The organism is Vibrio sp. CUB2, assembly GCF_001557945.1.
Classification (GTDB): Bacteria; Pseudomonadota; Gammaproteobacteria; order Enterobacterales; family Vibrionaceae; genus Vibrio; species Vibrio owensii.
The window spans coordinates 288396-310381 of record NZ_LNRB01000004.1 but is presented as its reverse complement, the minus strand read 5'-3'; the positions used below and the strand labels follow the sequence as shown (position 1 = coordinate 310381).

Genomic DNA, 21986 nt, shown 5'->3' with positions numbered 1-21986 from the left:
ACCAGATACAAAAAGGGAGCATTTCGCTCCCTTTCTCTTTTTCATTATGTCCTTTCAAGCAAGAACCGCTGCTTAAAATCGACAAACGCCTCATGCAATGCGTTTTCTTTTATCGGCTTAAGTAAGACATAGTTCGCGCCTGCTGCCATAAACGCATCACTGGTTTCCTTCGCGGTATCCGCTGTACATGCGTAAATCGGTGTACCTAAACGTAAGTTCTGACGAATCTCATGTGTTGTTTCGATACCACCAAGGTGCGGCAACTGATTATCCATCAATATGAGGTCATAGGTGTTATCAGCAAGAAACCCCATCGCTTCCAACCCATCTTTCGCCCAATCCACCTGCATCTTGTACTTCTTACAGAAAGCCTGAAGAATAAACGCATTGGTGTGGTTGTCTTCCACCAGTAGCACTTTCAAACTCTCATCAAACAATAGCTCTGGCTTAACACGTTGGCTGACCTCTAAAGGCCTCAATACGCGTTCACGATCCTTCACTGGAAGCGTCACAACAAACGTGGTCCCCACCCCTTTGCTACTGCGAACTTGAACGTCACCTTCTAGCATGTCGACAAGGTTCTTCACGATGGTCAAACCTAGGCCACTTCCGCCGTATTCACGTGTGGTCGTTGCCTCTTCCTGCACAAAAGGTTCAAACATTTGATCTAGTTTGTCGGATTCAATACCGATACCCGTGTCGGTGATTTCCACCACTAAAACGCTGTTATCTGCGCCGTAAAATTGCTCCAGTTCGGCATTCAAGTGAATCGAACCAGAAGGGGTGAACTTAACGGCGTTGCTTACCAAATTAAACAAAATCTGGTTGAGACGAACTTGGTCAGTGAAGATCTCAACATTCGGATCGAGTTTGTTCTCGATAACCAATTCGACCCCTTTGTTCGCACAGATTGGGCGGTAGATGTTCTCCAACGTGCGCATCGTATCGGTGAACGAGAATGGGTGTTTCTGAATATTGAATTTACCCTGCTCTATCTTCGAGAAATCAAGAATGTCGTTCAATACCGCCAACAGATGCTCGCCACTGTGACAAAGTACGTCGATTTGGTTCTTCTGCTCTTCCGTCTCTACCGAATCTTTAAGCAACTGAGCAACACCAAGAATGCCGTTGATCGGCGTGCGGATTTCATGGCTCATCTTGGCAAGGAAATCGGCTCGTGCTTGCGCTGATTTCTCCGCTTCACGACGAGCAATATTACTCTGCTTTTCGGCTTCGATAAGCGTTGTAATGTCTTGGCCTTGAACGATGATGCCACTGATATCGCCATCAACACGAATTGGCGACAAATTCCAACGATAGATCTTGTTACCGATAGGCACATTAACGCCCGTCAATGTCGCGCCTTGTGCGGCCATCTTAAGGTGTGGCGTCAGTTTGCCTTTAAAGCCTTGGAATACCGGATGCATCGTTTCGTGATCGTCTTCAATCACTAACTCTTTGCGCGCTGCTGGGTTCATTTGAATCAAGATGCTTTCTTCAGACCAAACCATGATTGGAGATAGCGCAAAATTAAACAGATCTCGGAACGACTTTTTCTGTGCTTCTAGCTCTTCAAAGGTACTTTCTAGGGTTGAGCCTATGTGGTCAAACTCTTCGATATCCGAGCCACCAAATCGTTCAAACCCCTTCTCCTCTCTCGCAGAGCGAGTATAGGACATCAAAGATTCCAACTGAGCCGCCACTTTGCTTTCAATCCACTCTTTGGTCATGAGCGCAATCATGATCATACCAATGATAGAAGCCAGCATGGCCAAAATGTGTTGGATTTGTAACGTCACGACGCTTTGGTTGTCTTGTACCGTCAACAGGCAAAGCTCGGTCGTCACAGCATTCACTTCAATTGGCGTTTCAATCACCAACAGCTTATCAAGTCTTCTGTCTGAAGCTTTACGGTGAAGGACATCCACCACATCATAAGGTTCATCGCCAATCAAAGAGTTAGCCAGAGGCACGTTATTGGCAATCAAGACGACGTTATCGACATTACTCTCACTCTTGAGCTTTTCCATCAACGCAAAGTTGTTGTCCAACACAACGGCATTGAACGAAAAGCCAAGCACCTCGCCAGTTGGTGGGTCTAATACAGGAACTCGACGAATCAGCATGTGCCTTGACCCGATAGAAGTCATCACATTCACATAGTACCAGCTGTTGCTAAAGGTCACTCGATTGGCAAGGCTATCCAGAATCAGGTCATTCACACCATAGAAATGTGCATTGCCATCGTCCCAAATGATGCCTTTGTGATCGGTAAGAAAGCGAAATTCTGGTGTATGTGACGGGTCGCTCTGGTCGATGCTGAGAAAGAAGAAGTTGAGCGCATCCGTATTTCGACTGGTGTAAAAATCACGAATCACTTCACTTTTAGTATTGCTGTCATGATGTATTTGAATCGCCGCAAAGTGGCTATCAAATATATTGTGGATCAGTGCAGAGGTTTGTTGCTTGGTTCTGTCCACTTCTTGCCAAATGATCTGCTTGGAGAAGTAGTAGCTCTGAATGAAAATCCCGAGAATGATCGGAGCAAGAACAAGGATGATGATCTTTGTAATGAGCGTCGCCAGAGAGCGACGCTTTTTTATAGTTGAACGCGTTGTCGTCATCAATTATCTGAATATCTAAATGCACGCTTTTTAAGCGCTTCGATTCGTTCCGGTGAATCCGATTTTGTGACAATTTCAAAGTCACCGGAGTATACGGTTGGCACTGGCTTTCCTTCCAAGTCCCACTTAATGGCTTCTGCCATGGCGATGCCAGTATCATCATTCATACGCATGACGGTAATGTCTAAATCGCCTTTTTGAATAGCGTCTAGCTCAGCAGAGCCTCCACCCCATCCATTAACCATAATGTCGTCACGACCCAACTCAGCCAATGCATCGACAGCACCTAAGGCCACATCGGTCGAACACGCATAAATAAAATCAACGTCTGGGTGTTTCGCTAAACTTGCTTTCGCGGCCTCATAGCCAGATTGCTTGGTTGCTTTCGTGTAGTACGCTGATTGTAGCTCAAAGTTATTGTCACGGTTAACTTGGTGAATGAAAGTGTCACCTCTTACGTCGCTAATGTACCCTTCAGAAAAGTAAAGCACACTGTAATATGTGTGTTTTGGGAAGTACTTTCCGAATTCTGTTGCAAGTTCACGACTGCCTTCTGCGTGGTCAAACCCAACATATAAGAATGGCTGATGCTTATCCCATTCACGCACTGGTGTGGTGATATTTTGTAAAATTAATTTGGTGTCGGTGGAATCTAACACGTGCTCTACAAATTTACGGTGCCTCGTCGTATCAAGCGTGAAAATCAAATAATCGGATTTGCTCTTAAGCGCCTCCATTAATGACAAGCTCTGTTGCTTAATATCGGCATTTGGTCGTGTAAATACTTGGTTGATTTGATAGTTGATATTCAACTTGTCTAATCGTTTTTCAAATGCAGCGATGTTTCTTACCCAATAATCGGACACTTGTTGCCCTGGATAAACAACCGATATTTTGAGTGGACGCTTTTTGGTTTTAGAAAGCGGAACAGGATGCTCTCGAACGGCTTCCGCCAACGCATTGGTCAGTTTTCTCTGCTCAGGAAATTCATCTAAGAATTCTTGATATGCCCAGTACCCATTCAACACTTGAGTGGCGTGGGTAACTGGAGAAAAACTCACCATAGAAATTAAGGAAAATAGTAACGCTTTATTCATTTGTTGCTCATTTAGTTTTTTATGGAGCATGGAGCTGCTCTATTTTATTACCTAGCCGAGTCATCCTTTACCCTATTAATTTCATCTTCCATAAATTGTCCGTTTCTATATAAATATTTTTGATATAAAGCCGAACGGACATCAACGTATTATGTGGTACAAGCGCCCGAAATGATACCCACAAGCGCCAAAAATAAACCGCCATTTGAAGGCGGTTTATTTTTTGACATAATTAGGTATTAATTTAGAGGACAAACGTTGAATTAGCTGCACAGTTTTGCACTTTTTGACCGATTGAGGGTTGTACTTGCTAGATGTAACTCAAACGCCTGTCCAGCCACTGGATGAGCTCTTAGCGTTGCGATTTACGGGTTTGAAATGCAAGCAATTGGTCTTCACCTACCTGAATATCGGCGCTTTTTTGCACCAACAGTTCTTTCTTCGTCTTGGTAAGCTGCTTGATGAAATATTCAGCCTTCATTGCCATGCTTTTGTTCTCAAAAGAACAGGACCACTCTAACGTTAGCGGCCCTTTTCCTTTTAAAGCTTTCGCGCCTTTCCCACTCTCGTGCTGCTTGAAGCGTCGCTCAACGTTATTCGTCACACCGCAATACAGCGCATTGCGGTTATTCCGAATCAGGTAGACACTCCAATTCTGCTCGGCGGTCTCACTCATGAAAGTAGAGATTCAACCTGCTCTTTTAGCGCTGCAAGCTCTTCACGAAGTTCCGCGACTTCTTGTTCTAATTGAGCAATACGTTCAGAACCCGCAGAAGAAGGCGCCGCGCTTGCTACTGCCAACTCACTCACATCCACTTCACCGCAGAATAGGTGCATGTAGCGTGATTCACGTTTGCCAGCTTCACGAGGAAGTTTAACCACAAGCGGGCCTTTCTCATCACTTGCTAGATGCTCAAGTACGTTTTCGACTTCTTTTACATCATTGAAAGTAGCCAGACGGTTAGTACGAGTGCGGATTTCACCTGGAGTTTGCGCACCACGAAGCAACATGCAGCATACGATGCCCTTTTCTTGCTCCGTCAGTTTTAGATCGCCAAATTCAGTATTGCAGAATCGATGTTGGTATTTGCTCACGCGGCTATTAAAACCACTTTCATCGCTGACTAGGCGGCGCTCAATCAGGGCATCAACCGCATCCAGTACATCGGCTTCGGATAGCGACATTACTGGTTCGCGGTTACTTTTTTGGTTACATGCGTTAGTCAGCGCGTTAAGGCTTAGAGGGTATTGGTCGGGGGTGGTCACTTCTTTTTCGATTAAGCAGCCAATTACTCGTGCTTCAATTGCCGTTAGCTCAACTTTCATAATGCATTTCCTTATTATTGTTGCATTTGAATTTGGGTATCAGGCTAAAGCATAGCGCATGGACCTGACACCCTTTGCGAATCGGGTTAGGTCTTAATGCTCTGAGAGAATCGACACCTTGGTCATTTTTCCATTCTCATCAATCATCATTATCTTCGAACGATTGAGTTCGACTTCAGTGATTTCAAGTTGCGTTCTCGCCGCAACATAGGATGCTTTGAGCTTGGCCGCCAGAGAGTCGTTTTGGGTCTCGACATCTTGGCTTTCAACTTGCTCCGCAATAGTCCCAGAGTTCATTTCGAGCTTCATATTTTTGTATTGAATGACGCTGATAATATAGCGAAGGCATCACCATGACAACGAGTCCCTGCGTTCAAGTGAGCAACATTCACGCTTTTAACACTCGATTGTTAATAGCTCATCAGAATTGATGGATAAATGCTCAACCCAGCATGACGTTTGATCTAAAGACTGTTATGCCACGAGATGTTGTGCTTTAATCGAGTCAGATATTCACAAATTAGGAAAGGGAACCATGAGTAGCGTATTTGAAATCGTGAACCAAGCTCGTCGTAAAAACAAACTAAAACGTGAGCTGCTTGATAACGAGAAAAAAGTTCGTGACAACCGTAAACGTGTAGATCTACTAGAAAACCTACTAGACTACATCAAGCCAGAAATGACTCACGATGAAATCCTAGCAATCATCAAAAACATGAAAGCAGATTACGAAGACCGCGTTGACGATCACATCATCAAAAGTGCAGAAATCTCTAAAGCACGTCGTGACATCAGCCGTCGTATCCGCGAACTGACTGAAGAAGACAAGCAAACTAGCGGCAAAAAATAAGTCGAATTAGTTTCAGAATTCAACCCCGAGCAGGGACAACTTGCTCGGGGTTTCTTTTTGTCTCTTTGTTGTACACTGTGTACAATAAAATCAATTTCTGTTCTAAACACACTCAACGTTCCTATGCCTTCTACTTCTTCTAACGCACAACCGACGTTAGCAAAACAACTGTTTACTATGACATGGCCAATGCTCTTTGGTGTGTTGTCATTGATGAGCTTTCAACTTGTTGACAGTGCCTTCATCGGTCAACTGGGCATTTTGCCGCTTGCGGCTCAAGGCTTTACTCTGCCTTTGCAAATGGTGGTCATTGGCATTCAGGTTGGCCTCGGCATTGCTACCACCGCTGTTATTTCAAAAGCGCTAGGCGCGAATGACAGTCGCTATGCAAAACAATTAGGCGGTCTCGTCCTGATGATTGGCTCTGTAGGCGTGGCTGTATTTGGCCTACTTATCTGGCTATTGCGCTACCCTATTCTCTCACTGTTGAGCGCACCTGATACCGTGATGCCAATCATCGACAGTTACTGGCCTTGGTGGCTGTTGAGTTCTTGGGTAGGTGCGGTGCTGTACTTCTACTACAGTATCTGCCGCGCAAATGGCAACACCATGCTACCTGGCACCATGATGATGGTCACCAGCGGTGTGAACTTAGTGCTCGATCCGTTATTTATCTTCACGTTTGATTTGGGAATTAACGGTGCGGCAATTGCTACCATCATCGCCTTTGGTTTCGGTATATTGGTCGTCGCTCCCCGTGTTCAAAGAAACCATTGGGCAACCTTCCAATGGCAAGATTTGAATGTGGTTAAGAGCATCACTTCCATTGGTAATATCATGGGCCCAGCGATGATCAGCCAGCTTCTACCACCGCTATCATCTATGTTAGCGACCAAGCTACTTGCAGGCTTTGGGACTGCCGCTGTCGCTTCTTGGGCCTTGGGGTCTCGCTACGAGTTCTTCGCCATCGTTTCGGTATTGGCATTAACCATGTCTATGCCACCGATGGTTGGTCGTTTGTTGGGGGCGAAAAACTACACTGACATCCAGTCGCTGATTTCTATCGCGGTGAAATTCATTCTAGGTTTCCAACTATTGATTGCAGTGATTACATTTATCGCCGCAGATCCACTTGCGCTGCTGATGACCAGCGATGCAGAAGTGACCAACGTACTTGAAATGCACCTGATGATTGTGCCAATTAGCTTGGGCTCTTTGGGCGTGTGTATGCTTATGGTGTCTATCTGTAACGCTTTAGGCAAGTCGTACACCGCGTTAACGATTTCAGCATTGCGTCTGTTCTTGTTTTTCCTTCCTTGCCTATGGATCGGTGCACAAATGGGCGGAATCAAAGGCCTACTTATAGGGGCGTGTATCGGTAACATAATGGCTGGCATTGCCGCTTATATTACGTACCACAAAACCATTCATAAGCTTGCATCCGCTTAAAAAGCAATTTAAGAATATCGCACAAAACAAAGCCCTCACAACGAGGGCTTTTTAGTATTTGGTAGGGAAGTTGAGTAAATTAACCCAATGCAATTTTATCGGCAGGGAACACAACACCAGTTTGTCTTCTCACTTCGGTTAGCACTTTGGCGACCGTCAATGAGCGCTGCTTCATTTGAGGATCAATCGAGCCAAGTTTCAGTTGCTTAGCAAACGCCTGGGCTTCATAGAACATGTGGTTCTCTTCTTGAGGTAGCGTGAGAACCTCTTTGCCTTCACCACGTAGAATGCGTTCAACGCCACGACCTGTGGCAATCATATCCACCAGCACACTGCCCTGTTCACCTTGGAATTCGCTTGGGATAAGTGAATCACTCACCTTCGAGTGCAATAGGTTCACATTAAAGCCATCGTAAGCGAGCGTCACGCTGCCACAACCATCAACACCTGAGGGCAGAACATGAGCACTTGCTTGTACGCTGTTAGGCTCTCCAAACAACTCAACAGCAGAACCAACACAGTAGTAACCAATGTCCATGATAGAACCGTTAGAAAACTCTGGATTGAAGGTATTTGGATTTTCACCGTTCAGGTATTTCTGGTAACGAGATGAATATTGACAGTAGCTAATGGTGGCATGACGAAGAGGAGCAATCGTCGGAAGGCTATCTTTTAGCACTTGGAAGTTTGGTGTGTATGGCGACATGAAGGCTTCAAACAATACGACGTTATTTTCTTCAGCCGTTTTGAACATCGCTTGAGCAAGAGAATAATTAGACGCCATCGGCTTTTCACAAATCACATGCTTACCGGCTTTAAGCATTTGCATTGCCTGAAGCGCGTGAAATGAGTTAGGGCTCGCAATGTACACCGCATCAATACTCTCATCGGCACCCAGCGCCTCTAGGCTGTCGTAGTATGCTTCTGCGTTGTAAGGTGAGCCAAATTCACGCGCTTTCTCTACGTCGCGTGAGTAAACGGCTTGAAGGCAAAATTCTTTGGTCTGAATCGCTGCTTCAACAAATTGTTGAGAGATCCAGTTTGTCCCGATTACAGCAAGTTTGAACATGTTACTTCCTTTTCTTTATCGTTCTAAAAGCCGTAAAGAGTCCGGCTTTCAAGTGCGATTTAAGCAAGCTTTAGTTCATTAAACAACTCAAATAGTTGATTCGATTTGTAAGGTTTCGGTAAGTATGCGTCCATCCCTGCAGCAAAACAGTTTTGGATATCTTCTTCTAGCACGCTGGCTGTAAGAGCAATGATTGTGATTTTGTCGCTCCCGACTTCTTTCTCCCAACGACGAATCTCTTTTGTCGCAGTCAACCCATCCATTACCGGCATCATGCAGTCCATCAAAATGGCATCAAACTGCTCACCTGTAGTGATTGCCTCCAGAGCTTCCTGCCCATTGCTCGCGATGAGATAATCGTACCCTGCTTTATCTAGAAAGAAACTGGCTATCTTTTGGTTCATCAAATTGTCTTCGGCAATCAAAATACGACGATGCGTGCGTGACTGATTAATATTGTGAATCACAGCGGATTGAGTGACACGGTAACTTTCAGCATTCTGCTCAACTTGAGCAAGCTCATCAATGGCATGCCGGAAGCGATTTCCAAGGAATGGCTGAGTCAGCACCGCATGAATTCGTTCTGAGTTGGTATAGGTGGTGGTGAGATGATGCTGACACACAATGATTCGGCTCGCGTCGACATAACTCTCTAACTCATCAATAGCTGAATCCAGCTTACTTTTGCCATCATGACAGTAAAAAATAACTTCAGATTCTCTTGCGGAGGAGGTCAAATCATCAATGTGCTTAACCTCTGAGAGTTGTATTCCTGCCAAGCGGCATTCTTTAACGATTTGATCGGTGTAAGAGTATTGGTCTGCGATAAGTATACCGGTTCGGATAATTTCTGAACGCCAACCAACAATTGGAAGCACTTCCACTTCGATTGAGAATTCGAAACTGGTTCCAATCCCTTTCGATGACGTCGCAGTGAGTTTCCCCCCCATCATGGCAACCAATTGACGACAAATCGCTAAACCTAATCCGGTACCACCAAACTGGCGCGAGATGCCTTCATCTTCCTGAGTAAAAGGTTCGAAGATGATATTCAGTTTGTCTCGCTCAATACCCACTCCAGTGTCTGTCACTCTGAACGTTAGGAAAACGCTCTTTTGCGTCGTCGACTCTTGATAATCAACATCGACTGAAATGTGCCCTTCATGGGTGAACTTCACCGCATTAGAAACTAAGTTCATGATGATCTGTTTGATTCGGTGATCGTCGACCATAATGCGCGGAGGAATACGTTCATCCAGGTTGATGTTTAACTCCAATTGCTTAGACGTTGCCTTGGATTGAAATAAAATCATCGACTGATAAACGACCTCGCGAATGTCCGTCTCGATTAAAGAAAGTTGCAAGTGTCCGGATTCAATTTTCGATAAATCGAGAATGTCGTTTAGCAGAGTCAACAACGTATGAGACGAAGTATCAATATCGGTTAAGACTTCTTTCTGATGATCGGAAAGATCACTTCGGGACAGTATCTCCGTCATTCCGATAATGCCATTCAGCGGAGTTCGTATTTCATGGGACATGCTGGCAAGAAAGACCGATTTTGCCCGGTTTGCAGAGATGGCTGACTCTTTGGTTTTCAGAATCTCTTTTGTTTGTCGGTTTTGCTCTTCCATCATGCGATTGACTTGCTGCGCGAAAATGGTGAATTCATCATTACCGTCAACGGCAACCTTCTCTCCTTTCACATGCTCATGGATGAGAGTGTTGAGAGAGTGAATGATGGCGTCCAGTTTGCTGTGCACTCGATACCAAGTGCCAAATCCCAACCAGCACAACAACACGATGATGACCATGACTCCCGACGTCATCAACGTGATGCTTTGTTTTTGAGAACTGACTTGAACTAATAGCGCACTCTCGACTTGCTGAGTGAACCCTTCCGTCATCACTTGTAAACGTTGCACGCGGTGGTCAAGGTCTCTCAGATAAGTCACATAGTCCGATTGCGACAACTCACCAGCCATCAAACGTCCACGAGCTTCAATGCTAGAGAGATAGCGCGGCGATGTGTACAAGCTCAGTAGTTTATCAACTTGCTCATTTGAAGCCCCTAGCTTTAGGAACCCTTCCAAACTTTGCTGTTGTCTCTCAATTGCTTGGAAAAACATCCCTTGATTCGGCTTGCTTTCTGGCTCTAACACCAAGCGATAGGTTAACCATGCCTCTTTTTGAGTCCAATAAGAAAGCTGCGCGAGATAAGCAATGAAGTCTTGCATCCAATGCGCTTCGTCACTGTCGAATAGGTGGTAATGCTGAACCAATGCTTCAGACATTTCCTGTAAGAGACGAAATGACCAATCTCCTGCATCCACACTGCCCCTTATGTCACCAGAGATCACATCTAACATGGCTTGCTTTAAATCTTCGGAATACTCCAAGGTGTGGCTGTTTTTCATGAACTTGTCATAAATAGCGAGCGCTTTATCTCGTTGAACTTTGACTTCAATAGGAAGAGGCTGTTCTTCTCCATATTGGTGACGCTCTTTCTCCATCTCGTATACAAAGTGAGAGGCTTCTGAAATCAGCTTTAAGCCTTGGATATTACTAACGGTTTGATTGAGTCTGGCGACTCGTTGGGAGTTAACTGAGAATTGGTGAACGGCAAACACAGAAATAACCACCGCAGGTAACAGTGCGAGTAGAGCTAAACGTAGTTTTATAGAAAGTTTTATCATCCGTTCGCCCGAGTTAATAAAAGGCCCTCGAATTAATACTAGACTACTTTCATAGATTGAATATGAACTTATGCGAAGGGTTTTATTGGCGCTTTTGCTTCGCTTATCTGCCCAAATAGGCAAAAACAACACTTAGAGCCCTTTGTTGCACCAAGGTTAACCGAACAAAAAGTGTGATTGCTTGCAAAATTTTGCAGCATCATTTTTAAACAGATTTGGTTAAATCGACTCATACCATTGGTGAATCCCGAACTATCGCTAAAAAGCGCCTAAAACGTTTACTATTTTCGTGTTAAAGATAACAAGAGTCACAAAAACAAAATGCACCCTATCATTGTTACAACCTTTCCATTTGAAACGATCCTTTATCATCGCGAATTAAGTTTCATATTTGTAAAAAGTCAATCCCCATCAAACCCTGCCTTAGTCACATTAATCAACCATTAAAATGACGATTTACCACACGTTAAACTGGATTTATTTTTCCTAGCAGAATAAGACCTCCACCCGTACAATCCGCACACATAATTATTACAACCCAATTACAAAACACCCTCACTTCACGCTCTACCGTTGAGGTAACAGCAAAAAGTAAGGTCAGCCCCCAAAACGTGAAAGGTCCAAAACAACAATGAGTCCAGAGAAATATCTCCAAGACTGGCAAACTAGCCAAACGATTGCTGAATCTATCTCCCCTCTTATTGGTAAGCTGTATCGTCAAAAAGGAATCGAAGTGGTTCTGTTTGGTAAAACACTTATCAACGCAACAACCATAGACATTCTCAAAACTCACCGCATTGCAAGACGTTACACCGGAAGCCCTCTCTCTCTAGAACAAACCATGCCAATCATCCAAGCATTGTGCGAAATGAGCATTTCATCTTGCCGCGTAGATGTTGGTCAGCTTGCTGGTATGTACTGGAAAGATCACGAAGACACAGCTGCACTTAACGACTTCTTACACACCGCTTTACATGGTGCTCGCGATGCAGATTCATCTCTGGCTGCTCGTGATGTGGTGCTTTATGGGTTCGGTCGTATCGGTCGCCTATTGACTCGCCTGCTGATTGAAAAGAGCGGTCCTGGTTACCCACTGCGTCTGCGTGCAATTGTTGTGCGTGGCGGTAAGAAAGGCGACCTAGAAAAGCGTGCTAGCTTGCTGCGTCGTGACTCTGTTCATGGACAATTTAACGGCAGTATCGTGATTGACGAAGAGCGTAAAGCGCTAATCGTGAACGGTAACTACATTCAAATCATTTACGCTAACAGCCCAAGTGATGTGGACTATTCGGTTTATGGTATCAACAACGCACTTGTTGTTGATAACACAGGCGTTTGGCGTAATGCGGAAGGTCTTAGCCAACACGTAGCTTGTAACGGAGCAGAGAAAGTACTGCTTACTGCACCAGGTAAAGGCGACATCAAGAACGTAGTATTTGGTGTGAATGAGTCTGTGATTCAAGAAGATGACACAATCATCTCTGCAGCAAGTTGTACGACTAACGCCATCACTCCGGTTCTAAAAGCGCTTAACGATAAGTACGGTGTGCTTTCTGGCCACATTGAGACCGTTCACTCTTACACCAACGATCAAAACCTAATCGACAACTTCCACTCAGGCGATCGTCGTGGTCGTAGCGCTTCGTTGAACATGGTTCTAACTTCAACAGGCGCAGCGAAAGCGGTAGCTAAAGCACTGCCAGAACTTGCAGGTAAGCTTACAGGCAACGCAATTCGTGTACCGACTCCAAACGTATCAATGGCAGTTGCGAACCTAAACTTAGGTGAAGATGTAGACCGTGATTCGCTAAACGAATACCTACGTGAAATGGCATTAAACTCTGAGCTTTCTGCGCAGATCGATTACACAGACTCGACAGAAATCGTATCTAGCGACCTAGTTGGATCTCGCCACGCAGGCGTAGTAGATGGCCAAGCGACCATTGCTCAAGACAGGCGCTGTGTATTGTACATCTGGTACGACAACGAATTCGGTTACAGCTGCCAAGTTGTACACTGTATGGAACAAATGATGGGCGTTCGTTACCAAACATTCCCTCAATAAGGTGAACCTTGCTCCACAACGTTAACCACAATGTGTAACGAGCAACACCCCAGCATTTGTTTTAAATAATAAGCGCCTTGCGCATTACTAATATACTTCCCCGCTTATACGCCTGATGACCCTCAGGCGTTTTTTCGTTTTTAAGGCACTTTGACATTCCTCAGACAAATCGATGCGAAATTGAACGGTATATTCATGTTTCGTTCATGTTCAGCGCACTAATATGAACCCATAGATTGAAAGAGAGGTCATGATTATGAATCGAATTATCGTTACTGCACTAGCACTGATTACTGGCTTTTTTACTTTGGTATTCAGCCTAATCATGGCGATTCCATTGACCATCGCAGCCCTGATTACTGGTAAACGTATTGAAAAGCGCGTGAAGCAAATGCAACAAGAAATGCATGAAGAGTATGAATTCAATACAGGCAAATCCGACGCGATTGAAGGCGAGTTTGAAGAAGTTCGTCGCTAACGCTTCTGAAGGTTCCACACTCCCCCTATGTTCCTGAGCAACCTTCTTTGCTGACATCCTATCTCGTTAAGAGTTAGGATGTTTTTTTATCTGCCATATACAAGAAAGGCTACCATCGCGGTAGCCTTTCTGCTTTTTATACAATGCGTTCGACTTGGTTAAATCGTCACAACCACTCGCACGGCTAATAGCATCAAAACGATGCCAGATAGTCGGTCAATCAGTACCGCTTTTGAGCGAATACGGTCAACGACGCGCGAGTTCGACAGCACCAATGTGATGAACGTGTACCACAAACCATCGACGACAAACGGTGTCGCGACGATAATCATTTGGTTGCTCAGATCGTTACCCAGTGCCACAAACTGACTGAACAATGCGATGAAGAACAGAGCAATTTTCGGGCTTAGAATCGAAATAAGAAAGCCTTCTCGCGCCGATTGTAAAACTGTCGTTTCTTCACCAGATTCGAGCTTCGCTGCCACACCACCTTTTGAGCGCAATGCATTGAAACCGAGATACGCCAAGTAAGCTGCACCTGCCAAACTGATAGTCTTAAATAGCAATGGGCTTTGTTGAAGTACCACTGCCAAACCTATCAAGGTAATGAACGCATAAATACCGATACCAAACGCGTGCGCCCATGCGGTAGCCAGACCATTCATGCGGCCACCAGCTAACGAGTGCTTAGCGACAATCGCTAAACTTGGACCTGGTGACATTGCCCCTAATAAACACACGGTAAAAAGTGATAACCAAACTGTTAGTGTCATAAGAATCTCCCCTCTTTGACGCTAATCTATCAACGGAATAGGTATAATTAGAAATCAAAGTTTTTCATACTAACCATGATTTCAAATCATAACCTAATAAGGCATTTATTATCGGATGGAATACTCTGAGATCTGCATGACCGAACGAATCTCTTCGCGCACCCATTTATGCGCAGGATCCGTATCGTATTTTGGATGCCACATTAACCAATACTGATGAATAGGCGTTTCGAGAGGCAGTGCTTTATGGGCTAAGTCCCAATGCTTCGCAAGATTGACCGCAATATGCTCTGGAACCACCATTAGATGTTCACTAGAAACTAAGCGATTGATGGCAGCAGAGAAGAAAGGCACTTTGAACGTAATGTGACGTGTATGCCCTAGCTCTCTCAATGCTAAATCGGTGTACGAATCTTTGTCCCCACCACCTGTGACTTTAATGTGGGAGTAAGAAATTAAATCTTCAACACTGATACTGTCTTGCTTTGCTAACGGATGAGAAGCTTTCATCAAACAAACTGATGAGTCTTCACCAATCTTCACACTGGATACACCCTGAGGCTTCTCTGGATACATGGAAGACGCGATATGAATACCAGTCTCATGAAGCTTATCTAGAAAGTCTGCCTGCCATAGTCGGTACGCCATATCTAACTGAGGAGCAAAGCCACTCAAGTGAGAGGCAATGTCAGGGAGGACGTATTGGGCGACATAATCACTTGATGCAAATACTAACTCTGCTTTCCAATCCTCAGGTTCAAAAGGCTTATCATCGAGAAGATGATCGAACTCTGCTAATAAGTCATCCAACTTCTCTTTTAGAAGCAATGCTCTTGGTGTTGGAATGAGTTGGTTACCCTGTCGAACCAATAAAGGGTCACCGCACAATTCACGTAACTGCGCTAATTGACGGCTTACTGCGGATTGGGTGATGTGCAAACGCTCTGCAGTTCTGCTCACATGGCACTCTTCAAGCAATACATGCAAAGAGCGCAGCAGATTCAGGTTAATGTTATTCAGCACGTTCTACCCACTTTGAGCGCCAATCTGCTGCTGCATACTCTTCTGGCCAATATTCAACTTGCTTGCAAATCAATCCATCTCGCACAGTGTGGAAAGTAATCGCGCGATCAGAGCGAACCCCATCACTTACTATCACATCAGTGACCACCTGTTCGCCTTCCCCCACAATACGCTCAATCGTAAAAGTCCACTCACCTTCTGCTGGATAAGCAGAGTTCAATTGGGCAAAATTCCTTCTGCCACGAATGACCTCTTTTGTCAGCGGCCAAACAACTTCACAATCGGGCGCGAGGAGTTCCGCTGCCGCATAGAAGTCATTGCTTGCCATTACTTTCCAAAAATTGAGGACGATGTCTTTCTCGGTCATTTTACGAACTTGCTCCCTGTGGTATTGAAAAACTCCGTTAACACGGTATGTGTCATCACGTTACGAAGTTCTGGATAGCTTTGGATATAGTCTCGAATCTCGTTGAGGCGAGCGATATTCGGCACTTCGACGAATAACATCATATCGGTTTCACCACTGATCGCATGGCACCATTTCACGCCATCAATTTTGTACAGATCGTTCGCGTAATTATCACAGTGATGGCTAGAGGCTGATGTATCAAACTTCAGCGCCATATACGCGCAAATCGTCGATTCTTTCGATGTTGCAATATCGGCATGGTAGCCAAGAATCACTTGGTCTTTTTCAAGCTTTTTGATTCGTGCGGTCACAGCAGAACGTGACAAATTAACTTGTTCTGAGATTTCAGTAATAGAGAGACGGGCGTTCTGCCTTAAGAGGTCTATGATCTGATGATCAAATTTGTCCATAACATCACCAAGCTTTCCTTAATTTTGTCATTCTACTCATTTACAACTTATTGAAAACCGACAATTTGCGGTTTATCGGCAAAACAACCGTCATTTTGACGGTCGACAACATCATTTTGCTGTGCAGAATTTAGATATGCTTATGGCTTGCATTACCTAGACGTTCAGAGGTCGTTATGGAACAACTCAAAAAAGACATTACGCTGATATCCGGAATCGGTCAGCTCTCAACAACCTTAATGGGCACAGGTCTATTTATGATCCCAGCGATTGCCGCTGGCATTGCAGGTCACTTTTCGCTTTGGGCTTGGATTATTTTATTCATCGCTATTTGCCCTATCGCCCTTACCTTTGCTCAATTAGGCAAACGCTACCCAAGTGCTGGCGGCACGGCGTTTTTTGTCCGCAAAGCCTTCAACAGTAAGCTAGAGAGCAGCGTGGCGTGGTTGTTTGTTAGCGTCATTCCTGTTGGTGTGCCTGCCGCTGTCGCACTTGCTGCAGGCTTTTTACAACAACTGTTACCAGAGTCCATTAGTAATCACCTTTTCGCCCAAATTCTCACGGTCGCTCTGTTAATGGTGGTCAACTTGCTCGGCACCAAATCATCAGGTCGCTTACAAACCATTATCGCACTGAGTATTTTTGCTCTGGTCGGTGCATTCTGTGGAAAGGCGATGTTGGTTCTGTCGATTTAACCATGCCTGTCATTACGATGGATTCAACGTGGTCGATTGCAGCGGCTTTGGGCGTGATGTTCTGGTGTTTTGTTGGGATAGAAGCTTTTGCTCATATGGGCGAAGAGTTTAAGAACCCACAACGAGACTTCCCAATTGCCATCATCGTTGGCTGTTTTGTCGCGGGCGCCACCTATTGGGCATGTTCTGTTGTGATACTAAAATTTGGTGCTTACGGCAGTGCAGAGTTCGACAGTGCATCGATTCCTTGGCTAAGTGCCCACCTATTTGGTGATCATGCCAAGTGGTTAATCAGTGTTATCGGCTTCTCTGCATGTTTTGCGAGTGTGAACCTCTACACTCAAAGTCTGGCTCGAATGGTGTGGGCGCAAGCAAGAGAACACAAGCCAACCAGTGCTATCGCGAGAGTGTCAGCTCGAGGCGTTCCAGCAAATGCCACGTTAATCGTCGGCGCTATATTGCTTGCTTCTTGTGTTATTGGTTCGCTATCCGGATTGGATTTGGAGTTCTTCCTTAAACTTGCGAATGGTATTTTTGTTCTGGTCTATCTATTAGCAATGCTTGCTGCTTACAAATTGCTACAAGGTTGGGGAAAGATCCTCGCAGGAATTTCTCTTGTATTGTGCACCGCAGTATTCATTTGCTTAGGTTGGTCTATGCTTTACGCCGTTACTATTTTTGCTGTGCTCTCTTTACCGTGGAAGCAATGGCGAAAAAAGCACACTAGACGGGTGACTGAATAAGTCAAACAAGTACCCAAAAAAGAAGGAGCCAAATGGCTCCTTCTTAAGTTTTAACGATAGTTTACGCCGTCTCTATTTTTACGCGGAAGAAAATGGCGTAAAACAGCGGGATGACAACCAAAGTAAGAATCGTGGCAAACAATAGACCGAACATAATGGTCACCGCCATGCTCTTAAAGAATGGGTCAACCAACAACGGGGCAACACCCAAAATAGTCGTGAATGCGCCTAGTAAAACCGGACGAGCACGGCTTAGTGCTGCATCAATAATCGCGGTATACGGTGTTTTACCTTCACGAATTTCAACATCCGCTTGGTCCACCAGAACAATCGCGTTTTTCACCATCATACCAATCAAGCTTAAGAAGCCGAGAATGGCCATAAACTCAAACGGTGTTTGGAAGATGATAAGCCCCACGGTGACGCCGACAACCGCGAGCGGTGCCGTTAGCCAAATCACCAATGGCTGACGCAGTGCGTTGAACATAAAAATCACCGAAAGAATCATCGCAGCAAACCCGTATGGCGCTGAGATAACTAGCCCTTCATTGGCATCTTTCGACGCTTTATATTCCCCATACCATTTCAACTCGTACCCTGCTGGCAACTCGATGGCTTCAATTTGAGAGCGTACTTGCTTGAATGCATCCGCGGTTAATACTCCCGGTGCGGGATCCGCTTGCACCAAAATCGTCGGCATGCGGTCAATTCGACGCAAAATGGCATCTTGGTATACCACATCCACAGAGTTAACTAGTTGACTTACCGGAATATAAGCACCGGCCGTTGGGCTAAAAACTTCCGTATTTTCAATCGCACGTTGGTGGCTGCGCTCACTTTCTGGCGCACGGACAACGATTGGGATCAAATCATCTCCCTCTCGATACACGCCCACGTTTCGGCCTGTTAGGGTTTGCGCGATGGCCTGATTAATTTCCATCGTTGTCAGCCCGTATCTTTGCGCTTCTTCGGCAGAATATGCCGGGCGAAGCACAGGAACTTGTTGACGCCAATCATCCTGAACCGCTATCAAGTTGCTGTCTGCTAGCATGATGGCTTTCGCTTGCTCTGCCAGTTGACGCAACACCGCACTATCAGGCCCTTTGAAACCAGCTTCTATCTTCTTGCCACCTCCGCGACCAAGCATGAACTTCCACACTTTGATGGACGCATCTGGGTATTTGGCTTCTAACTCACTTTGAAGCTCACCCAGTAAAGGAGCGATCTTTGTGTAATCGTCGATATCAATCAGCAGTTGACCGTAACTTGGGTTACGAGCTTCTGGCGCGTAGGTCAGCATAAAGCGCAAGCCGCCGCCACCAATAAAACTAGTGATGTTGGTAATTCCCTCTTTGGCTTTCACATCTTGCTCAATACTCGCGACCACAGCTTCAGTACGTTTGATATCAGAGCCTTGCGGCAAGTAAACATCCACAACAAATTGCGGGCGTTGAGATTCCGGCATAAAGCCCGGAGGTACAAACTTCACGCCCCAAATTGCTGCTGTCATCATTCCCAACAACAGTGCACAACTGATGATGCGGTATTTCAATACCCATGCGAGCAGTGACTTGTAGCTTGCCACGACGCGACTAGGCTTCTTATCTGCATTTGCCGCTTTTACTTTGAGGAAATCGTGACACAGCATTGGTGTTACTGTGACTGCGAATACCCAACTAAGGAGCATTGAGTAAAGGATCACCCAAAACAGAGAACCTGCGTATTCCCCCATGTCTGAAGGCGATAAACCAATCGCACTGAATGCACAGATACCAACGACGGTTCCTCCTAACAAAGGCCACTTGGTTGCATCGACAACTTCAGACACCACAGTGTTGCGATCAGCGTCTGGATCTTGTTGAAAACGAACCAAGATGCCGTCGGTCACTACAATCGCATTATCCACCAGCATCCCCAAGGCAATGATCAACGCCCCAAGAGAGATGCGCTGCATTGCAATATCTTCAATGAGCATAATGCACAACGTGCCTGCGACGGTTAGTAGAAGAACAAAGCCGATAATGACGCCCGAGCGTACGCCCATAAACAGCAAAAGCACGACGAATACAATGCCAACCGCTGCGATCAAGTTGTCGATAAAGTTCGCTACCGATGCGCGCACAGAATCTGACTGCATCGAAATCACATTCAGCTCCATCCCCAGTGGACGCTGACTTTCCAACTCGGCCAAGCGTGCTTTTACTGCATCTCCCATATCCACCACGTTACCGCCGGATACGTTGGAGATACCAAAGCCCACTGCTCGTTCACCGTTGAAACGCATCAACATGGTTGCTGGTGTTTGGTAACCGCGAGTGATGTCTGCAATGTCGCCTAAACGAAGCACTGTATTGTTGTTACCCAACCCGACTTGTAGGTTTTTCAGGTCGGCAACAGAGTCAATATTGGAACTTGGGATCACAGGAATGCGCATCGCATTGGTTTCGATGCTACCAGCTACTGTGACTAAGTTTTGCTTTTGCAGAACCTGAAACACTTTCTCAACTGATACACCAAATTCGGCTAAGCGCTCACTTGAGATTTCTACGAAGATGGTTTCTTGCTGTTGTGCCAGCGTCGCTGTTTTCGCTACACCCGGAACAAGTACGATTTCACGACGTAAACCATCGACATAATCTTGCAATTGCTTATCGCTGAACCCTTCACCAGTAACGGCAAAGAACAAGGCATACACATCCGCAAAGTCATCATTCACAATTGATGGCCCTGCTCCCGGTGGAAGCTGGCGCTGTGCGTCTGTCACTTTACGGCGAAGTTTATCCCATACTTGCTGTAGCTCTGCGGCGCTGCCTGCAAACTCCAACTTGATCTCGACCGTGACCTCTGACATTCCTTGCATCGAGACGGATTTCACTTCTTTGACTTCTTGCAAAGCCTGAACAGCACCTTCGATAACATCGGTCACTTCATCAGAGACTTCCTGTGCCGTCGCACCTGAGTATGGGGTTGCAATCACCGCCTGACGAATAACAAACTCAGGGTCCTCAAAACGGCCTAGTTTAAGGTAACTGATGTAACCACCTAACAGTATCAGAGCAATCAGCACCCAAACACTGGTTCGCTTGGCTATGGTATAACGTGCAATGTCCATCATTGTACTCCAGCGCGATCATCCGTGTAAGGGCGAACTTCCATACCCTCTCTCACACTTGATACCCCAGCAATGATCACCTTCTCACCCAACGAAAGGTGTTCCGTGACAATAATGCGATCTTTGCTGAGCGCACCAATCGCCACATAACGCTTCTGTGCTTTGTTGTCATTACCAACCACCCAGACAAATTGCTTGCCTTGGTTATCTGGGACAATAGACGTCAGCGGTAAGGTAATTTGTTGATTCTGAGCTTTACCAGAAGAAGAAACTGGCAACACTTTCACCGCCATTCCCGGTAATACATGGAAACCGTTCAAGTGCTCGAAGCCCAACACAACCGGATAAGTCTGAGAAACAGGGTCTGCAACGGTCGCAACTGTGCGCAGCTTTAATGGAAAAGATTGACCTGGAATGGCTGAGATTTCAGCAATCGCTTTGGTCTCCTCTTTGCCGGAGAGCATCACTTTATGCGGAATGTGGATGACCACCTCGAGATCATTAATATTATGAACAATCAGGATCGGTGCATTTGCTTGGACTTGGATGTAGTTGTCAACCAACTTGCGTCCAACCACACCATCAAAAGGAGCAAAGATTTGGGTGTATTCTAGATGACGTTTCGCATCCTCCACGCGTGTACGAGCAAGGTTATAGCGTGTCGTGATGGTATCTAGGTCAGCCTTTGAAATTGCTTGGCTTTTCTTAAATACAGCTTGAGCTCGCTCGTACTCACGAGACACATTCTCAAACTCTAATTGCGCTGACACCAATGCGTTTTTTGCATCTCGATCATCTAAGGAAGCAAGCAGTTGCCCCTTGCTTACTTCATCTCCTTCCTTAACGAAAATATTGGTCAGTTTTCCACTTACTCGGAAAGCGAGATCTGCACTATCTGCAGCACGCACGATGCCATTAAAGCTGAGCTCCGTTGCTAACTGGGTACTAACTACCTCGGTAAGTGCAGGCTTAGCAGTAGGGACAACCACTGAAGTATTCGCCTCACTACCACAGCCGCTAAGGTTAATAACGGACATCAACAATGCCGAGGTTACACTCAATTTAAGAACTTTTTGGCCAACTTTTGCTACGACCATAGATACTTCACTCCAAGAGCGTGACCGATAAACCTACCGGCCAACAGTTATGTGACAATTTTGTAAAAAG

Annotated in this window: 17 protein-coding genes and 1 pseudogene; 5 read left to right on the top strand and 13 right to left on the bottom strand. The window is 45.5% G+C overall.

Annotated elements, in window-relative coordinates:
- Window positions 1-44: 44 nt before the first annotated feature.
- From luxQ to ATB78_RS08365, 5 genes are all read right to left on the bottom strand, one after another.
- The gene (gene luxQ / locus ATB78_RS08385) at window positions 45-2624 is read right to left on the bottom strand and encodes a quorum-sensing autoinducer 2 sensor kinase/phosphatase LuxQ (RefSeq protein ID WP_061008373.1); all 2580 of its coding nucleotides are present in this window, start codon (window positions 2622-2624) and stop codon (window positions 45-47) included.
- Window positions 2624-3721, bottom strand: a complete 1098-nt coding sequence (locus ATB78_RS08380; RefSeq protein WP_061008468.1) for an autoinducer 2-binding periplasmic protein LuxP — start codon at window positions 3719-3721, stop codon at window positions 2624-2626. Before ATB78_RS08380 ends, luxQ begins: the two co-directional genes overlap by 1 nt.
- A 352-nt stretch (window positions 3722-4073) precedes the next feature.
- The gene (locus tag ATB78_RS08375) at window positions 4074-4397 is read right to left on the bottom strand and encodes a GIY-YIG nuclease family protein (protein ID WP_005442413.1); all 324 of its coding nucleotides are present in this window, start codon (window positions 4395-4397) and stop codon (window positions 4074-4076) included.
- Window positions 4394-5047 (bottom strand): YceH family protein, encoded by a 654-nt coding sequence (locus tag ATB78_RS08370; RefSeq protein ID WP_009704768.1) that lies wholly within the window; start codon window positions 5045-5047, stop codon window positions 4394-4396. Before ATB78_RS08370 ends, ATB78_RS08375 begins: the two co-directional genes overlap by 4 nt.
- A 93-nt stretch (window positions 5048-5140) precedes the next feature.
- Complete coding sequence (locus ATB78_RS08365; RefSeq protein WP_009704769.1) at window positions 5141-5344, bottom strand: hypothetical protein; 204 nt, start codon at window positions 5342-5344, stop codon at window positions 5141-5143.
- A 238-nt stretch (window positions 5345-5582) separates the two neighbouring features.
- On the opposite strand from ATB78_RS08365, the gene ATB78_RS08360 reads away from it, so the two are divergent.
- Both ATB78_RS08360 and ATB78_RS08355 read left to right on the top strand, forming a co-directional pair.
- Entirely contained in the window at window positions 5583-5897 is a 315-nt protein-coding gene (locus ATB78_RS08360; RefSeq protein WP_005442423.1) for a DUF496 family protein, read from the top strand.
- A gap of 123 nt (window positions 5898-6020) precedes the next feature.
- On the top strand, window positions 6021-7346 hold the full coding sequence (locus ATB78_RS08355) for an MATE family efflux transporter (protein ID WP_061008372.1): 1326 nt from the start codon (window positions 6021-6023) through the stop codon (window positions 7344-7346).
- A gap of 79 nt (window positions 7347-7425) precedes the next feature.
- Here ATB78_RS08355 and ATB78_RS08350 read toward each other — a convergent pair whose 3' ends face one another.
- Window positions 7426-8415: a Gfo/Idh/MocA family oxidoreductase gene (locus tag ATB78_RS08350; protein ID WP_061008371.1), complete on the bottom strand. Its 990-nt coding sequence runs from the start codon at window positions 8413-8415 to the stop codon at window positions 7426-7428.
- 59 nt (window positions 8416-8474) lie between these two features.
- Window positions 8475-11111: an ATP-binding protein gene (locus ATB78_RS08345; protein ID WP_061008370.1), complete on the bottom strand. Its 2637-nt coding sequence runs from the start codon at window positions 11109-11111 to the stop codon at window positions 8475-8477.
- Window positions 11112-11742: 631 nt separating this feature from the next.
- Between ATB78_RS08345 and ATB78_RS08340 the strand changes: the two genes are divergently transcribed.
- Window positions 11743-13176, top strand: a complete 1434-nt coding sequence (locus ATB78_RS08340; protein ID WP_061008369.1) for a glyceraldehyde-3-phosphate dehydrogenase — start codon at window positions 11743-11745, stop codon at window positions 13174-13176.
- 256 nt (window positions 13177-13432) lie between these two features.
- The gene (locus ATB78_RS08335; RefSeq protein ID WP_005442428.1) at window positions 13433-13654 is read left to right on the top strand and encodes a hypothetical protein; all 222 of its coding nucleotides are present in this window, start codon (window positions 13433-13435) and stop codon (window positions 13652-13654) included.
- 158 nt (window positions 13655-13812) lie between these two features.
- On the opposite strand, the gene ATB78_RS08330 is transcribed toward ATB78_RS08335, so the two are convergent.
- From ATB78_RS08330 to ATB78_RS08315, 4 genes are all read right to left on the bottom strand, one after another.
- Window positions 13813-14427: a LysE family translocator gene (locus ATB78_RS08330; protein WP_009704775.1), complete on the bottom strand. Its 615-nt coding sequence runs from the start codon at window positions 14425-14427 to the stop codon at window positions 13813-13815.
- A gap of 108 nt (window positions 14428-14535) precedes the next feature.
- Window positions 14536-15450, bottom strand: a complete 915-nt coding sequence (locus tag ATB78_RS08325; protein ID WP_061008368.1) for a LysR family transcriptional regulator — start codon at window positions 15448-15450, stop codon at window positions 14536-14538.
- Window positions 15440-15817, bottom strand: a complete 378-nt coding sequence (locus ATB78_RS08320; protein ID WP_061008367.1) for a nuclear transport factor 2 family protein — start codon at window positions 15815-15817, stop codon at window positions 15440-15442. Before ATB78_RS08320 ends, ATB78_RS08325 begins: the two co-directional genes overlap by 11 nt.
- Window positions 15814-16269: an Lrp/AsnC family transcriptional regulator gene (locus tag ATB78_RS08315; RefSeq protein WP_005442432.1), complete on the bottom strand. Its 456-nt coding sequence runs from the start codon at window positions 16267-16269 to the stop codon at window positions 15814-15816. Before ATB78_RS08315 ends, ATB78_RS08320 begins: the two co-directional genes overlap by 4 nt.
- 176 nt (window positions 16270-16445) lie before the next feature.
- Here ATB78_RS08315 and yjeH point away from each other — a divergent pair.
- Window positions 16446-17707 (top strand): annotated as a pseudogene (gene yjeH / locus ATB78_RS08310) (L-methionine/branched-chain amino acid transporter).
- A 61-nt stretch (window positions 17708-17768) separates the two neighbouring features.
- On the opposite strand, the gene ATB78_RS08305 reads toward yjeH, so the two are convergent.
- Together ATB78_RS08305 and ATB78_RS08300 are read right to left on the bottom strand one after the other, a co-directional pair.
- Window positions 17769-20819, bottom strand: a complete 3051-nt coding sequence (locus tag ATB78_RS08305; protein ID WP_061008366.1) for an efflux RND transporter permease subunit — start codon at window positions 20817-20819, stop codon at window positions 17769-17771.
- On the bottom strand, window positions 20819-21916 hold the full coding sequence (locus tag ATB78_RS08300; RefSeq protein WP_061008365.1) for an efflux RND transporter periplasmic adaptor subunit: 1098 nt from the start codon (window positions 21914-21916) through the stop codon (window positions 20819-20821). Before ATB78_RS08300 ends, ATB78_RS08305 begins: the two co-directional genes overlap by 1 nt.
- Window positions 21917-21986: the final 70 nt, after the last annotated feature.

Excerpts from the sequence above, each read along its gene's own strand:
- luxQ (WP_061008373.1), bottom strand. The coding sequence starts at position 2,624 with ATGACGACAACGCGTTCAACTATAAAAAAGCGTCGCTCTCTGGCGACG.
- ATB78_RS08380 (WP_061008468.1), bottom strand. The coding sequence starts at position 3,721 with ATGAATAAAGCGTTACTATTTTCCTTAATTTCTATGGTGAGTTTTTCT.
- ATB78_RS08375 (WP_005442413.1), bottom strand. The coding sequence starts at position 4,397 with ATGAGTGAGACCGCCGAGCAGAATTGGAGTGTCTACCTGATTCGGAAT.
- ATB78_RS08370 (WP_009704768.1), bottom strand. The coding sequence starts at position 5,047 with ATGAAAGTTGAGCTAACGGCAATTGAAGCACGAGTAATTGGCTGCTTA.
- ATB78_RS08365 (WP_009704769.1), bottom strand. The coding sequence starts at position 5,344 with ATGAACTCTGGGACTATTGCGGAGCAAGTTGAAAGCCAAGATGTCGAG.
- ATB78_RS08360 (WP_005442423.1), top strand. The coding sequence starts at position 5,583 with ATGAGTAGCGTATTTGAAATCGTGAACCAAGCTCGTCGTAAAAACAAA.
- ATB78_RS08355 (WP_061008372.1), top strand. The coding sequence starts at position 6,021 with ATGCCTTCTACTTCTTCTAACGCACAACCGACGTTAGCAAAACAACTG.
- ATB78_RS08350 (WP_061008371.1), bottom strand. The coding sequence starts at position 8,415 with ATGTTCAAACTTGCTGTAATCGGGACAAACTGGATCTCTCAACAATTT.
- ATB78_RS08345 (WP_061008370.1), bottom strand. The coding sequence starts at position 11,111 with ATGATAAAACTTTCTATAAAACTACGTTTAGCTCTACTCGCACTGTTA.
- ATB78_RS08340 (WP_061008369.1), top strand. The coding sequence starts at position 11,743 with ATGAGTCCAGAGAAATATCTCCAAGACTGGCAAACTAGCCAAACGATT.
- ATB78_RS08335 (WP_005442428.1), top strand. The coding sequence starts at position 13,433 with ATGAATCGAATTATCGTTACTGCACTAGCACTGATTACTGGCTTTTTT.
- ATB78_RS08330 (WP_009704775.1), bottom strand. The coding sequence starts at position 14,427 with ATGACACTAACAGTTTGGTTATCACTTTTTACCGTGTGTTTATTAGGG.
- ATB78_RS08320 (WP_061008367.1), bottom strand. The coding sequence starts at position 15,817 with ATGACCGAGAAAGACATCGTCCTCAATTTTTGGAAAGTAATGGCAAGC.
- ATB78_RS08315 (WP_005442432.1), bottom strand. The coding sequence starts at position 16,269 with ATGGACAAATTTGATCATCAGATCATAGACCTCTTAAGGCAGAACGCC.
- ATB78_RS08305 (WP_061008366.1), bottom strand. The coding sequence starts at position 20,819 with ATGGACATTGCACGTTATACCATAGCCAAGCGAACCAGTGTTTGGGTG.
- ATB78_RS08300 (WP_061008365.1), bottom strand. The coding sequence starts at position 21,916 with ATGGTCGTAGCAAAAGTTGGCCAAAAAGTTCTTAAATTGAGTGTAACC.